The following is a 13,374-nucleotide window of genomic DNA, read 5'->3' as shown; positions in this document are numbered from 1 at the left end:
TACCTCGAACGTATTTCCTAGATGAAACGGACATTTCAGGAAGAATCTAGGTGAGGACTGCGCCCGGATATGAGCCAGGACCGAGAGTACGTCGGCGAACACGGACGGAAACGGGCGGGCAGGAACCGGATCCTCGGTACCGGAGCGGCGGCGGGCGGTAAGCGCGCCGCCGCACACGTCGCCCTCGGCACCCCGGCGCTCCCCCTGCTCGTCGTCGTCGCCGTCGTCCTCGTGGACCTGACCGCCGGAACAGCCGTGGTGTGGCTGTCGCTGCTGGCTGCGGCTCCCGCGCTGGCCGCCGCCACGAGCCGGCCGCGCGAGGTCGTCTGCGTCGGCCTCCTCGCCGGGCTCCTCGGCGCGCTGCTCGGCATCCAGGGCGGTGTCCACGGCGCCGAGCAGGCCGCCGTCCTCTCCGTCCTCGCCGCCGTCACGCTCGCGAGCGCTCTGACCAGCGCGCTCAGGTGGCGCCGTGAGCGGGTGCTCGCGGCGGTCCGATCGGTCGCCGAAGCCGCGCAGCACGCGGTCCTCGCACCCATCCCGTCGAGCGTCGGACCCTTCCAGGTGGCGGTCCGCTACAGCGCCGCCGCGGCCGAGGCCCGTATCGGCGGAGACCTGTACGCGCTCGTACCCACGCCCTACGGTGTCCGGATGATCATCGGCGACGTCCGGGGCAAGGGACTTCCCGCCGTGGGCACCGCCGCGCTCGTGCTCGGCATCTTCCGCGAGGCCGCCTACGACGAACCCGACCTCCTCGCCGTGGTCGGCCGGATCGAGCGGAGCCTGGCACGCAACCTCGGCTTCGACGACTTCGTCACCGCCGTGGTCGCCGGATACCCGGAGCCGGGCCGGCTGGAGGTCGTCAACTGCGGACACGCGCCGCCGCTGCACGTCCGGGCCGACGGACACGTTTCGTCGGTCGAGCCCGCCCAGCCGGCACCGCCGCTCGGACTGCGAGGGCTGACGGGCGAGACGCCCAGCCTGCAGGTGCTCCCGCTGGCCGACGGCGACCAGCTCCTCCTCTACACCGACGGAGTCACCGAAGCCCGTGACCACGGCAGGGCGTTCTATCCCCTCGCCGAGGGCCTGGCCCGGCACGTCTCCGACGAGCCGGCGGCCACCCTCGACGCCCTCGACGCCGAACTGCAGGCGCATGTCGGGGGACGGCTGCACGACGACGCGGCGCTGCTGCTGCTCCGCATGCCGACGGTTCAGAGCCGGGCGGAGCAGGCGCCCGCCGTCCTCACGGGCGCGGGCTCTCTGACGACCGTCGCCCGGAGCGGCCCGACGGCGGGGTCCGGAGTGGGCTGCGGCGTCGGCGCGGAGTAGCCGCGCCTGGCTGGATCACATCGTGCGCCGGCCGGGGACCTCTAGGGTGCCTGGCCGTGACGGTCTCCCTGAGTGAATCGACGTTGTGGCGCGACCGGCGGTTCGTCCTGCTCGCCACCGCACGGGTGGTCTCCGTGCTCGGCAACGGCTTCGCGCGCGTGGCGCTCGCGTTCGCCGTGCTCGCCCTCCCGGGAGCGAGCGCGGGCCGGCTGTCGCTGGTCCTCGCGTGCCAGGCCGTGCCCCAACTGGCGTTCGTCCTCGTGGGCGGAGTGATCGCGGACCGGATGTCGCGCTCGCGGCTGATGGTCCTCGCGGACGTCCTTGGCGCGGGGGCCTACGCCGGACTCGCGGCGATGGTGCTCACCGGGCACGCCCCCTTGGCGGCCATGTGTCTGCTCGCGGTGGCCGCCGGAACCGCGTCGGCGCTGTTCGGGCCGGCGATGGACGGCATGGTGCCGCTCGTCGTGCCCCGGGACCGGCTGCAACGGGCCAACGGGCTCCTGCGGATGGCCACCAACAGCTCCCTGCTGCTGGGTCTCGCCCTGTCGGGAGTGACGGTCGCGCTGGTCGGCCCGGGGTGGGCACTCGCGCTCAACTCCACGTCGTTCGTCGTCAGCGCGCTGCTGGCCTCCCGGCTGCGGGTGACCGCGAGGCCGCCCCGCCGGACGTCGCGTTGGGCCGATCTGCGCGAGGGCCGGCGGGAGTTCACCTCCCGCCAGTGGCTGTGGGCCGTCGTGGCGCAGTATGCGGTGGTCGTCGCGGCACTCAACGCCAACGTCGGGGTCCTCGGTCCGTTGACGGCCGAGCAGCACTTCGGCGGAGCGAGGGCCTGGTCGGTCATCGTGGCGGCGCAGGCCGTCGGCACGGTCGCCGGCGCCATGTTCGGCGCCGGCGTCGCGTCGGACGTCTTCGGCGTGCTGTGGGCCACCACCATCCAGCGGGAGATCCCGGAGCAGGTTCTCTCCCGCGTCAGTTCCTACGACTGGTTCGGATCCCTGGCTCTCGCACCGCTCGGACTGCTCGTCGCCGGGCCCGTCGCCGCCGCCGTGGGGACGGACAGGGCCCTGGCGGGGTGCGCCGCCCTGATCGTCCTGGCCACGGCGGCCGCCCTGTTGTCGCCCCAGGTGCGCACCCTGCGCGCCACCGTCGACGAGGCCCCGGCACCGGTGCCCGCGCCCAGGGCCGTCCAGTGCGAGACCGGCGAGGAAGCGGCCGGCTGACCCGGGGCGGCTCGCTCACGCCGCGGCGCGCACTCCGTCGTTCCCGGTCCGGAAGGCGGGGAGCTCGCCGAGGCGGCGGACGTAGTCGCGCAGGCGAGGGTGTGCGCCCAGGGCGTCGGTCGGGGCGAGGTGGGAGAGGGCCACCCACGCGTCCACATCCGCCGCCGTCAGGCTGTCTCCCAACATGTAGACAGAGCAGAGGAGTTGGCAGTCCAGCAGGTCCAGGGCCGCCGTGCGGTCCGAGGCGTGTGCCGACGGGGTGACGTCGCGGTCCAGGAGATCCCGGAGCGCCTCGATGTCGGCTGTCTGCGACGCCGGCATCAGCGTGGGCGCGGGGCGCGCCCCGCGCCCGGACGGCAGGCTCGTGAGGTCGCGGAGGATGTCGGAGATGTCGTTGCTGACGATGCGTCCGGTCCATCGGTCGCAGAGCGCGGGCGCCGTGAACGGCCCGTCGTAGTGGTGCTCGGTGGCCTCGTAGGCGCGGCGCAGCGAGGCGAAGGCGTCGGGAGTTCCGGCCGGGTGGGTGAGCAGGGTCGTGGCGACCGAGTTCGTCAGACCCAGCAGGCCGAGGGTGATCGAGATCCGCAGCGAGCGCGGACAACTCGCCGCCAGATACACCTCGTAGCGGTGTGGCGCCGGGTAGAAGCCGCCGGCCAGACCGACACCGATGCGGCTGTGGGCGGTACGGGGGAGCAGGGGCGGTGCGGACGTCCTGGAGGCGGCCGCAGGGGACGGACTCGGGCCACCGGCACGGGTGAACGGGCCTTCCTCACCGCCGGTGTGGGTGGTCGAACTCTGGCCGCAGGGACGGGATCCGGCCGTGCTGGAACCGCGCGAAGCTGTCTCGGGCATGACTCTCCCTAGGGGGAACGAGGAAGCCATCGCCGCCTTGAGGGCATGAGCGATGAGCGGCGGAATGCGAAGCGACCGCGCCGGACGCGCGGGCCAGGACCGAACGGGCCGGCAGGGGATCAGTAGGCGCTGGAGACGCGCAACAGATCGATGTGCAAGCGCCTCGTCAAGTCGTTCCGCGGCATTCTCACCGGTCCCACCTCCTGGGCTCGCGGGACGCGAGACCACGCTTGCCCCACCGCACCGGCGGGACCCGGTCGTCACCCGGGGCACCCCGTCGCGGTGGAAGGGTTGCCTGTCAGCGAGCCGGGGCCGATGACCACAGGAGCGGGCGAACCCGCGCCGTGGGCGCTGACAATCGTGACCGTCCATGCCAGTCTCGGCGCGCCCCCGAGCTCCGTCAAGAAGGCCGACGACACGGTCTCACCTGGTGGGCACGCGCATTGACATTCTTTTCGGACCGGGCCTAACGTGCGGCCCACAACAAGACGCCCCAGGGCCGGAGAAGTGATGGTGACGGCGATGTACGCAGCTGACGGGACGGCCGCATGGCGGCGCCTCGGCCGCGACGTGCTGTGCGCGGACCGCTCCGTCGACCTGCTGCGCGTCAACAGCGCACTGTGTACGGGCACGTGTCGCACCCTCCGCCAAGGCTGACGGGTCTCCTTCCGCGTCTCTGACGATCACCGCTGTCGCGGTGTGTCCCTCTCCGTCCAGCCCTCGTTCCCCGTGCGCTCCCGTCTCGTCGTGTGCTGAGCCGCTCCGGCTCCACATCACGCTGCCGTTCGCCGTGGTCCGGGGTGTCCGAATCCGCTGGAGCTCTCCATGAGTGAATCTCCGGGCACAGCTGTGTCCTCCGGATCAGCACCGCCCGCCGAGGTGATCCCCCGTCCCGACGTCCCCGCAGCGCCGAAGCCCCTGACGGCACAGCGAGTCCTGCCGCTCCGGCGCCCCGGCCGCTGGATCATCACGGCCGTCGTGCTCGTGCTGGTCGCCCAGATCGCCCACGGACTGGTGACCAACCCCTTCTACCAATGGGACCGTTTCCAGTACTGGTTCCTGCGTCCGACGATCCTCGACGGTCTGCTCATCACCCTCGAAGTCGCCGTGTACAGCGCGGTGTTGGGTCTGCTGGGCGGCATCCTCCTGGCGCTGGCCCGGCTCTCGCCGAGCCCGGTGCTCCGTGCCGTGAGCTGGGTCTACACCTGGCTGTTCCGCTCGGTTCCGCTCATCGTCGTCCTGCTCTTCCTCTACAACTTCAGCGCTCTGTACAAGACGTTGAGTGTCGGAGTGCCGTTCGGGCCGGCCTTCTTCTCCTTCGACGAGTCCCGCCTCGCCACCGACATGGCCGTCGCCGTCATCGGACTCGGCCTCAACGAGGCGGCGTACGCCTCCGAAGTGGTGCGCGGCGGCCTCCTCTCGGTCGACCAGGGCCAGCACGAGGCGGCCTGCGCACTGGGCCTGCCGAAGCGGTACCAGTTCGCGAGGATCGTCTTCCCGCAGGCGCTGCGCTCCATCACCCCCAACTACGTCAACCAGCTCATCGGCCTGATCAAGGGCACTTCCCTGGTCTTCTACGTCTCCCTGCTGGACCTGTTCGGCTCCGTGCAGAGCATGGGCAGCACCTATCCGGGCGACATCGTGCCGCTGCTGCTGGTCGCCACCGCCTGGTATCTGATCCTGACTAGCGTGGTGTCCGTCATCCAGTTCTACGTCGAGCGGTACTACTCGCGGGGCGCGCTGCGCACCCTGCCGCCGACCCCGTTGCAGAAGGTACGGATCGGTCTGCGTGACGCGCGGGCCCGACTCCGCAGGGAGACGGCGATATGAGCGGCGAGACGCGTCAGGCTACGGTGACGAGCGGGACGTCTCCCGGCGCGCAGGTGAGAGACGCGGCCGAGGCCGCCGGAGTGCCGGAGGTCCAGCCCGCCGCGGTCGAGGTCCACGACGTGCACAAGTGGTACGGCTCCCACCAGGTGCTGAACGGCGTGGAGTTGACCGTACGGCCCGGCGAGGTCACGGTGATCCTCGGACCCTCCGGGTCGGGCAAGTCGACCCTCCTGCGGGTGATCAACCATCTGGAGAAGCCCGAGGTCGGCCATGTCAGCCTGAACGGCGAGCTCATCGGGGTCCGCAGGCACAAAGAGCGGCTCAAGGAACTGAGCGAGCGCGTCATCCTCGGTCAGCGCAGCCGCATCGGGTTCGTCTTCCAGAACTTCAACCTCTTCCCGCACCTGACCGTGCTGGACAACGTGGCCGCGGCGCCGGTGGCGACCGGAAAACTGTCCAGGCCCGAGGCCCAGCGGCTGGCCCGCGATCTGCTCGCCCGCGTGGGTCTGGCGGACAAGTCCGGTGCCTACCCACGGCAGTTGTCGGGCGGACAGCAGCAGCGGGTCGCCATCGCCCGCGCCCTCGCCCTGCGGCCCGGCGTCATCCTCTTCGACGAGCCGACGTCAGCGCTCGATCCGGAACTGGTCGGTGAGGTGCTCGCCGTCATCAAGAACCTGGCCAGAAGCGGCACCACCCTGATCATCGTCACCCACGAGATCGGCTTCGCCCGCGAGATCGCCGACCGGGTCGTCTTCATGGACGGCGGCCGCATCGTCGAACAGGGGCCGCCCACGCAGGTGTTGGACCACCCGTGGCAGGAGCGCACCAAGGACTTCCTGAGCAAGGTCCTCTGACCGACCCCGACCCGACCTCGAAGCCGGCGCCGGCCGGCCACCTTTCGCCGCGGACCTCCGCACCGTCCGCCGGCGCGCACCACCACGACCACCCGATGTCGCGGCCCGCCGGGACCGCGCCCCCACACCCTCACCGAACACACCCGACAAGGACAGTCATGCGCACCCTCCCCTGGAACAGCAGGATTCTTCGCGGCGTCACCGCCACAGCGGCCGTCGCCTCCCTCGCCGCCGGGCTCGCCGCGTGCGGGGGTGACAGTGACGCGGCAACCCGGACCCAGGACGTCTCGGACGGATCGGTCACCGTCGGCGCGCTCTCCAACGGGGCCGCCAAGGAGACCGAGCTGAAGGTGTCCGAGGTGAAGTCGATCAGCGCGGAACTGCCCAAGTCCGTCGCGAAGAGCGGCACGTTGAGGATCGGTGTCGGCGCGCTGCCCGCCGGATTCGCGCCGCTCGCGTACGTGGGCGGCGACCAGAAGACGCTCACCGGCGCCGAACCCGACCTCGGCCGGCTGGTCGCCGCGGTCCTCGGGCTCAAGCCGGAGGTGAAGAACTCGACCTGGGAGAACCTCTTCGTCGGCATCGACAGCGGCAAGGTCGACGTCGCCTTCTCCAACGTCACGGACACCGAGGAGCGCAAGAAGAAGTACGAGTTCGCCTCCTACCGGCAGGACAACCTCGGCTTCGAGGTGCGGAAGAAGAGCACGTGGAACTTCGACGACGACTACCGGAACCTGGCGGGCAAGACCGTCGCGGTGAGCGCCGGCACCAACCAGGAGAAGATCCTCCTGGAGTGGAAGGCGAAGCTCGCCAAGGAGGGCAAGAAGCTCGCCGTCAAGTACTACCAGGACAACAACGCCACCGCCCTGGCCCTGTCCAGCGGAAAGATCGACGTCTCCTTCGGCCCCAACCCCGGCATCGCGTACCACGTCACCCAGACCGCGAAGACGCCCAACCCGACGCGCAACGCGGGCACGTTCTCCGGCGCGGGGGCAACTCTCCAGGGTCTGATCGCGGCCACCGCGAAGAAGGACAGCGGGCTCGCCAAGCCGCTCGCCGACGCGATCAACCACCTCGTCAAGAACGGCCAGTACGCCAAGTGGCTGGCCGCCTGGAACCTCTCCAACGAGGCCGTGGACACCTCCCAGGTCAACCCGCCCGGCCTGCCGCTCACCAACTCCTGACCCACCGCCCACCTCAGGGGACCCCGCCGCCACCCGGCGGGGTCCCGGGGCGCGTCCGGCCGCATTCCCGATACGGAGACCCGCACCGCCATGTCCACCAGCGTCCACCCCGCCCCTTCCCCGAGCCCGACCGCACCGCACGTCCTGGACAACGCGGCGTGGGCCGCGCTGACCGGTCCGCACGCCCACCTCGCCGAACGCCTGGGCCGCGCCGCCCGCTATCCCGCCGACGTGTCCCCCTTCACCGCCCTCGCCGACCCCGCCGACCTCCGCTCCTGGGACGACCTCGCCGCCCTTGTCGGACCCGGCGCGGTCACCCCGGTCACCGCGGTGCAGACCGTGCCCGACGGCTGGACGACCGAACAGAGCGGCTACGGCGTCCAGTTGATCGCGACCGCGCTGGACACGGTGCCCGCTCCCGAAGCGGTACGGCTGGGACCCGCCGACGTGCCCGAGATGCTCGACCTGGTCGCCCTCACCCGGCCCGGCCCCTTCCTGCCCCGCACCGTCGAACTCGGCAGCTACCTGGGCATCCGGAAGGACGGACGCCTGATCGCCCTGGCCGGCGAACGTCTGCGCCCACCGGGCTGGACCGAGATCAGCGCGGTGTGCACCCGCCCCGACCACCGCGGACGGGGCCTGGCGACCCGCCTGGTCCGCGCGGTCGCGGCCGGCATCAGGGAACGCGGAGACACCCCCTTCCTGCACGCCGCCGCCGACAACACGAACGCGATCCGGCTCTACGAGTCGATCGGCTTCACCCTGCGCCGCCGCACGCGGTTCGTGCTCGTCCGCACCCCCGACGGAGAGCAGAAGACCCGGAGCGGGCAAGAAGAATCCGGGCAGCCGGAAGAAAAGGCATAGCCGTGCCGTTGTGCTTGTCCAGGACCGCGTGGCGCCCCGCCGGGGACCCGCGAGGGCCGGGCGGACCAGGGACCCCGGAACACCGGGCCGGGAGGGCGGAGGTGCGGGCCGTGCGTCACCTGCCCCATCACCGCGCACCGAGGCCGCTCACGCCCCGCCGCCTGCACCTGTACGGCCGGCCGCACATCGATCTGCTGCGGGTCGCCGGCGCGCTCTGTCGCCCCTGACCCGTTCCCACGCAGCCGCGCCCCGCTCGCCGGGGCGGGCTTCCTCGTACGGTCGATCAGGAAGGCACCTCCCGTGTCCTCGTCACCCACACCTCTGCACCTCGCCGTCGCGCTGGACGGCGCGGGCTGGCATCCGGCCGCATGGCGGGAGCCGGTCGCCCGCCCCCGCGAACTGCTCACCGCCGCCTACTGGACCGAACTGGTCACCGAGGCCGAGCACGGACTCCTCGACTTCGTGACCATCGAGGACGGCCTCGGCCTCCAGTCCTCCTCGCCCACCGAACCCGACGGCCGCACCGACCAGGTCCGCGGCCGCCTCGACGCCGTCCTCATCGCATCGCGGATCGCGCCCCTCACCCACCACATCGGCGTGGTGCCGACCGTGATCGCCACGCACACGGAGCCCTTCCACATCTCCAAGGCGATCGCCACCCTCGACTACGTGAGCGCCGGCCGCGCCGGCCTGCGCGTCCAGGTCAGCGCCCGCCAGAACGAGGCCGCGCACTTCGGACGCCGCACGTTTCCGGCGTTCCGCCCCGAGGAGTACGACACCCCCGCCGTGCAGGAGGTGGTGAACGACCTCTTCGACGAGGCCGCCGACCACGTCGAGGCCGTCCGCAGGCTCTGGGACAGCTGGGAGGACGACGCCGAGATCCGCGACGTCGCCACCGGCCGCTTCATCGACCGCGACAAGCTGCACTACATCGACTTCGAGGGACGGCACTTCAGCGTCAAGGGCCCCTCGATCACACCCCGCCCGCCCCAGGGCCAGCCGGTCGTCACCGCCCTGGCCCACGCGACGATCCCGTACTGGCTGGTCGCCAGGGCCGCGGACATCGGCTACGTCACCCCGCACGACGCCGGCCAGGCCCACGCCATCGTCCAGGAGATCCGCGCCGAACAGGACGCGGCCGGCCGAGCCGACGACACCGTGCACGTCTTCGGCGATCTGGTGGTCTTCCTCGACGACGCCCCGGGAGCCGCCGAGGCCCGCCGGGAACGACTGGACGCGGTGGCGGGCGAGCCGTACACGAGCGACGCCCGGATCTTCGCCGGGACACCCGCCCAGCTCGCCGACCTCCTCCAGGAGCTGGCAGCCGCGGGGCTCTCCGGATTCCGGCTGCGCCCCGCCGTCCTGGGACACGACCTCCCCGCGATCACCCGCGGCCTCGTACCCGAACTCCAGCGCCGGGGCGTCTTCCGGACCGCCTACGAGGCCGACACCCTGCGCGGACTGCTCGGGCTCGCCCGACCCGCGAACCGCTTCGCCCCCGAGCTCTCCGAGCAGGCGGCACCCGCAGCCACGACCGCCTGAGCCAAAGGACCCCGACCATGAGCAAGCCGCTCAAGCAGATCCACCTCGCGGCGCACTTCCCCGGTGTCAACAACACCACCGTGTGGAGCGACCCCGAGGCCGGCAGCCACATCGAGTTCAGCTCGTTCGCGCAGTTCGCGCGGACCGCGGAGCGCGCCAAGTTCGACTTCCTGTTCCTCGCCGAAGGACTGCGCCTGCGCGAACAGGGCGGCAAGATCTACGACTTGGACGTCGTGGGACGGCCCGACACCTTCGCCATCCTGACCGCGCTCGCCGCCGTCACCGACCACCTCGGCCTGACCGGCACCATCAACTCCACCTTCAACGAGCCCTACGAGGTGGCCCGCCAGTTCGCCAGCCTCGACCACCTCTCCGACGGCCGGGCCGCCTGGAACGTCGTGACCTCCTGGGACGCCTTCACCGGTGAGAACTTCCGCCGCGGCGGCTTCCTGCCGAAGGACGAGCGGTACTCGCGCGCCAAGGAGTTCCTGGCCACGGCGAACGAACTCTTCGACTCCTGGCGCGGGGACGAGATCGTCGCCGACCAGAAGAGCGGCACCTTCCTCGCCGACGCCAAGGCCGGGGCCTTCGTCCACCAGGGCGGGCACTTCGACATCGAGGGCCGGTTCAACGTCCCGCGCTCACCACAGGGCCGCCCGGTGATCTTCCAGGCCGGGGACTCCGAAGAAGGTCGTGAGTTCGCCGCCGAGGGCGCCGACGCCATCTTCAGCCGCTACGCCACCCTCCAGGAGGGCCAGGCCTTCTACACCGACGTCAAGGGGCGCCTCGCCCGCTACGGCCGACGCCACGACGAGCTGCTGATCCTGCCCGCCGCGACGTTCGTCCTCGGGGACACCGACGCCGAGGCCGAGGAGCACGCCCGTGAGATACGGCGGGCCCAGGTCAGCGGCGCCACCGCCATCAAGCACCTGGAGTTCGTCTGGAACCGTGACCTGTCCGCGTACGACCCGGACGGTCCGCTGCCCGACATCGATCCGGACCTCGGCGAACACACCATCGCCCGGGGCCGCGCCCAGGTCCGGATGTACCGCGACCCCCTGGCCACCGCCCGCGAGTGGCGGGAGCGGGCAGCCGCCAACAACTGGTCCATCCGCGACCTCGTCATCGAGACCGGAAACCGCCAGGCGTTCGTCGGCACCCCGGCCAGGGTCGCCGAGACCATCAACGACTTCGTCCAGGCCGACGCCTCCGACGGGTTCATCCTCGTCCCGCACATCACACCGGGCGGCCTGGACTCCTTCGCGGACAGCGTCGTACCGCTCCTCCAGGAACGCGGCGTCTACCGCACCGCGTACGAGGGCCGCACCCTGCGCGACCACCTCGGCCTGACCCACCCCGACGCCGAGACGCGCACCGACCGGGCCGCGTCATGAAGTTCCTGGCGATCACCCTGATCGTGCACGCTCCCCACCCGGTGACCGGCGTCCGGAAGCCGACCAACGACCGCTTCCGCGAGGTGATCGACAACGCCCTGCTCGCCGAGGAGCTGGGATTCGACGGCTTCGGCGTGGGGGAGCGCCACGAACGTCCTTTCATCTCCTCCTCGCCGCCCGTGGTCCTCAGCCACATCGCCGCGCTCACCTCCCGGATCCGGCTGTTCACGGCGGTCACCACCCTCAGCGTTCTCGACCCGGTCCGCGCGTACGAGGACTACGCGACCCTGGACCACCTGTCCGGCGGACGCCTGGAGCTCATCGTCGGGAAGGGGAACGGCGCCGCCCAGCGAGAGCTGTTCAAGATCACGACCGACGACCAGTGGGACCGCAACGCCGAGAGCTACGAGGTGTTCCGACGCATCTGGCGGCAGGACAAGGTCACCGCGGCGACCCGTTTCCGCCCGGAACTCCAGGACGCGGAGGTGTGGCCGCGACCTCTGCAGCAGCCCGTCCGCGTCTGGCACGGCAGCGCCACCAGCAAGGAGTCGGTCGACCTGGCCGCCCGCTACGGCGATCCGCTCTTCTCCGCCAACGTCACCAACCCCATTGAGCCCTACGCCGAGTTGATCCGCCACTACCGCGAACGCTGGGTGCACTACGGCCACGATCCGGCCGCCATCGCCGTCGGCGCCGGCACCGCGGGCTTCTACGCGGCCCGGACCTCCCAGGAGGCCCTCGCCGTGTACCGGCCCGTGTTCGAAGGCAACCTGGCGTTCCAGCGCAGCCTGGGCCTCGAGCCGGTGTTCCCGACCCTGGAGGACTACGTGGAACGCAGCTCGGCGCTCATCGGCAGCCCCCAGCAGATCATCGAGAAGGTGCACCGCTACCACGAGCAGTTCGGGCACAGCGTGCTGCATCTGCACGCCGACGCGGGCGGACTGACGGACCGTCAACACCGGGCGGCACTCGAACTCTTCCAGTCGGACGTGGCACCGGTGCTGCGCCGCGAGATCCCCGACCCGCCGTTCCCCTGGGGTCCGGTCCTCGCACCGTCCCGCGAACCCGTGCCCGCCGACCACTGAGGAGCCTCGAACCGTCATGTCCGACATCCCTCTCGGCGTCCTCGACCTCGTTCCGATCTCGTCCGGCTCCACCGCCGCCGACGCGCTGCGCAACTCCGTCGACCTGGCCCGGCGGGCCGAGCGCCTCGGTTACGCCCGCTACTGGTTCGCCGAACACCATCTCAACCCGGGCGTCGCCGGCACCTCGCCCGCGGTCGTCCTCGCCCTGACCGCGTCGGCGACCTCGACGATCAGGCTCGGCTCGGGTGCCGTCCAACTCGGCCACCGCACGGCCCTGTCCACGGTCGAGGAATTCGGCCTGATCGACGCGCTGCACCCCGGGCGCCTCGACCTGGGCCTTGGCCGCTCCGGCGGAGCCCCACCGGGCGGCCCCGCCGCCCGGCCGACCACCACGCCCGTCGTCGACGGGCGTACTCCCAACGGGCTGCGCATTCCGCCCCGCTTCTCGTTCGCGCACCTGCTCGGATCACCGCGGGTCGCCCTGCAACGCACCCTGCTTCAGCAGCCGAACGCGGCCTCGCAGGACTACGGCGAGCAGATCGACGACATCCTCGCCCTTCTCGCGGGCACCTACCGCTCGGCCGACGGCGTCGAGGCGCACGCCGTCCCGGGGGAGGGGGCGGACCTGGAGCTGTGGATCCTGGGCAGCAGCGGCGGCGTGAGCGCCGAGGTCGCCGGCCGCAACGGCCTGCGGTTCGCGGCCAATTACCACGTCAGTCCGGCCACCGTGCTGGAGGCGGCCGAGGGATACCGCGCCGCGTTCCAGCCGTCCGACGTTCTCGACAAGCCCTACGTCAGCGTCTCCGCGGACGTCGTGGTCGCCGACGACGACGAGACCGCCCGAGAACTCGTCACCGGCTACGGCCTCTGGGTCCGCAGCATCCGCAACGCCGAGGGAGCCGTCCCGTTCCCCACCCCGGACGAGGCGCGCGCCCACGTCTGGTCCGACGCCGACCGCGCGCTCGTCCAGGACCGCCTCGACACCCAGTTCGTCGGATCCCCGGGCCGGGTGGCCGATCAGCTGGCGCAGCTCCAGGAGGCCACGGGGGCCGATGAGTTGCTGATCACCACGATCACCCACGACCACGCGGACCGGGTGCGGTCGTACGAGCTGCTGGCGGAGGAGTGGCGTACGCGGTGAACCGCTGCCGGCCGGCCGCCGGGCAGCCGCGGGACGACGCTTTCGCGGCAGTGCGGTCCGGGCGTCCAGTGGCGCGTGCCGG

Annotated in this window: 14 protein-coding genes and 1 riboswitch; of the genes, 12 read left to right on the top strand and 2 right to left on the bottom strand. The window is 71.5% G+C overall.

The window, feature by feature from the left end; genetic code table 11:
* The first annotated feature begins 69 nt into the window (after positions 1-69).
* Both ABZT74_RS17475 and ABZT74_RS17470 read left to right on the top strand, forming a co-directional pair.
* Positions 70-1,326, top strand: coding sequence for a PP2C family protein-serine/threonine phosphatase (locus tag ABZT74_RS17475; protein ID WP_356435862.1), 1,257 nt, complete (start codon positions 70-72; stop codon positions 1,324-1,326).
* Between the two features lie 56 nt (positions 1,327-1,382).
* Positions 1,383-2,546, top strand: coding sequence for an MFS transporter (locus ABZT74_RS17470; RefSeq protein WP_356435859.1), 1,164 nt, complete (start codon positions 1,383-1,385; stop codon positions 2,544-2,546).
* A gap of 15 nt (positions 2,547-2,561) precedes the next feature.
* Here ABZT74_RS17470 and ABZT74_RS17465 read toward each other — a convergent pair whose 3' ends face one another.
* Both ABZT74_RS17465 and ABZT74_RS17460 read right to left on the bottom strand, forming a co-directional pair.
* Entirely contained in the window at positions 2,562-3,398 is an 837-nt protein-coding gene (locus tag ABZT74_RS17465; RefSeq protein ID WP_356435856.1) for a glutathione S-transferase C-terminal domain-containing protein, read from the bottom strand.
* 119 nt (positions 3,399-3,517) lie between these two features.
* Positions 3,518-3,583 (bottom strand): putative leader peptide, encoded by a 66-nt coding sequence (locus ABZT74_RS17460; protein ID WP_323178258.1) that lies wholly within the window; start codon positions 3,581-3,583, stop codon positions 3,518-3,520.
* A gap of 36 nt (positions 3,584-3,619) precedes the next feature.
* Positions 3,620-3,764, bottom strand: a riboswitch (SAM riboswitch).
* A 156-nt stretch (positions 3,765-3,920) separates the two neighbouring features.
* Here ABZT74_RS17460 and ABZT74_RS17455 point away from each other — a divergent pair.
* From ABZT74_RS17455 to ABZT74_RS17410, 10 genes are all read left to right on the top strand, one after another.
* The gene (locus tag ABZT74_RS17455) at positions 3,921-4,055 is read left to right on the top strand and encodes a hypothetical protein (RefSeq protein WP_355879589.1); all 135 of its coding nucleotides are present in this window, start codon (positions 3,921-3,923) and stop codon (positions 4,053-4,055) included.
* Positions 4,056-4,223: 168 nt separating this feature from the next.
* On the top strand, positions 4,224-5,228 hold the full coding sequence (locus tag ABZT74_RS17450) for an amino acid ABC transporter permease (protein ID WP_356435853.1): 1,005 nt from the start codon (positions 4,224-4,226) through the stop codon (positions 5,226-5,228).
* Entirely contained in the window at positions 5,225-6,082 is an 858-nt protein-coding gene (locus tag ABZT74_RS17445) for an amino acid ABC transporter ATP-binding protein (RefSeq protein WP_356435849.1), read from the top strand. Before ABZT74_RS17450 ends, ABZT74_RS17445 begins: the two co-directional genes overlap by 4 nt.
* A gap of 158 nt (positions 6,083-6,240) precedes the next feature.
* Positions 6,241-7,266, top strand: coding sequence for an ABC transporter substrate-binding protein (locus ABZT74_RS17440; RefSeq protein ID WP_356435846.1), 1,026 nt, complete (start codon positions 6,241-6,243; stop codon positions 7,264-7,266).
* Positions 7,267-7,356: 90 nt separating this feature from the next.
* Positions 7,357-8,130 carry a GNAT family N-acetyltransferase gene (locus tag ABZT74_RS17435; protein ID WP_356435843.1) on the top strand — a complete coding sequence of 258 codons (774 nt, stop codon included), beginning with the start codon at positions 7,357-7,359 and terminating at the stop codon, positions 8,128-8,130.
* A 2-nt stretch (positions 8,131-8,132) separates the two neighbouring features.
* Positions 8,133-8,357, top strand: a complete 225-nt coding sequence (locus ABZT74_RS17430) for a putative leader peptide (protein ID WP_356269230.1) — start codon at positions 8,133-8,135, stop codon at positions 8,355-8,357.
* A 73-nt stretch (positions 8,358-8,430) separates the two neighbouring features.
* A complete protein-coding gene (locus ABZT74_RS17425) occupies positions 8,431-9,672 on the top strand; it encodes an LLM class flavin-dependent oxidoreductase (RefSeq protein ID WP_356435840.1) in 1,242 nt (413 codons plus the stop codon).
* 17 nt (positions 9,673-9,689) lie between these two features.
* Complete coding sequence (locus ABZT74_RS17420; RefSeq protein ID WP_356435837.1) at positions 9,690-11,066, top strand: NtaA/DmoA family FMN-dependent monooxygenase; 1,377 nt, start codon at positions 9,690-9,692, stop codon at positions 11,064-11,066.
* A complete protein-coding gene (locus tag ABZT74_RS17415; protein WP_356435834.1) occupies positions 11,063-12,151 on the top strand; it encodes an LLM class flavin-dependent oxidoreductase in 1,089 nt (362 codons plus the stop codon). The genes ABZT74_RS17420 and ABZT74_RS17415 overlap by 4 nt, the downstream gene beginning before the upstream one ends.
* A gap of 16 nt (positions 12,152-12,167) precedes the next feature.
* The gene (locus ABZT74_RS17410; protein ID WP_356435831.1) at positions 12,168-13,292 is read left to right on the top strand and encodes an MsnO8 family LLM class oxidoreductase; all 1,125 of its coding nucleotides are present in this window, start codon (positions 12,168-12,170) and stop codon (positions 13,290-13,292) included.
* The last annotated feature ends 82 nt before the right edge of the window (positions 13,293-13,374 follow it).

The sequence above is a fragment of the Streptomyces sp. NPDC005302 genome, assembly GCF_040607345.1.
Lineage (GTDB): Bacteria > Actinomycetota > Actinomycetes > Streptomycetales > Streptomycetaceae > Streptomyces.
Note: the sequence above shows the minus strand (reverse complement) of the source record. Positions and strands in the feature narration are given on the sequence as shown.

What these genes read in the sequence shown, in the direction of transcription:
- ABZT74_RS17440 (WP_356435846.1), top strand. Translation starts at nt 6,241, where the DNA reads ATGCGCACCCTCCCCTGGAACAGCAGGATTCTTCGCGGCGTCACCGCC.
- ABZT74_RS17450 (WP_356435853.1), top strand. Translation starts at nt 4,224, where the DNA reads ATGAGTGAATCTCCGGGCACAGCTGTGTCCTCCGGATCAGCACCGCCC.
- ABZT74_RS17475 (WP_356435862.1), top strand. Translation starts at nt 70, where the DNA reads ATGAGCCAGGACCGAGAGTACGTCGGCGAACACGGACGGAAACGGGCG.
- ABZT74_RS17445 (WP_356435849.1), top strand. Translation starts at nt 5,225, where the DNA reads ATGAGCGGCGAGACGCGTCAGGCTACGGTGACGAGCGGGACGTCTCCC.
- ABZT74_RS17420 (WP_356435837.1), top strand. Translation starts at nt 9,690, where the DNA reads ATGAGCAAGCCGCTCAAGCAGATCCACCTCGCGGCGCACTTCCCCGGT.
- ABZT74_RS17435 (WP_356435843.1), top strand. Translation starts at nt 7,357, where the DNA reads ATGTCCACCAGCGTCCACCCCGCCCCTTCCCCGAGCCCGACCGCACCG.
- ABZT74_RS17410 (WP_356435831.1), top strand. Translation starts at nt 12,168, where the DNA reads ATGTCCGACATCCCTCTCGGCGTCCTCGACCTCGTTCCGATCTCGTCC.
- ABZT74_RS17455 (WP_355879589.1), top strand. Translation starts at nt 3,921, where the DNA reads ATGTACGCAGCTGACGGGACGGCCGCATGGCGGCGCCTCGGCCGCGAC.
- ABZT74_RS17415 (WP_356435834.1), top strand. Translation starts at nt 11,063, where the DNA reads ATGAAGTTCCTGGCGATCACCCTGATCGTGCACGCTCCCCACCCGGTG.
- ABZT74_RS17465 (WP_356435856.1), bottom strand. Translation starts at nt 3,398, where the DNA reads ATGCCCGAGACAGCTTCGCGCGGTTCCAGCACGGCCGGATCCCGTCCC.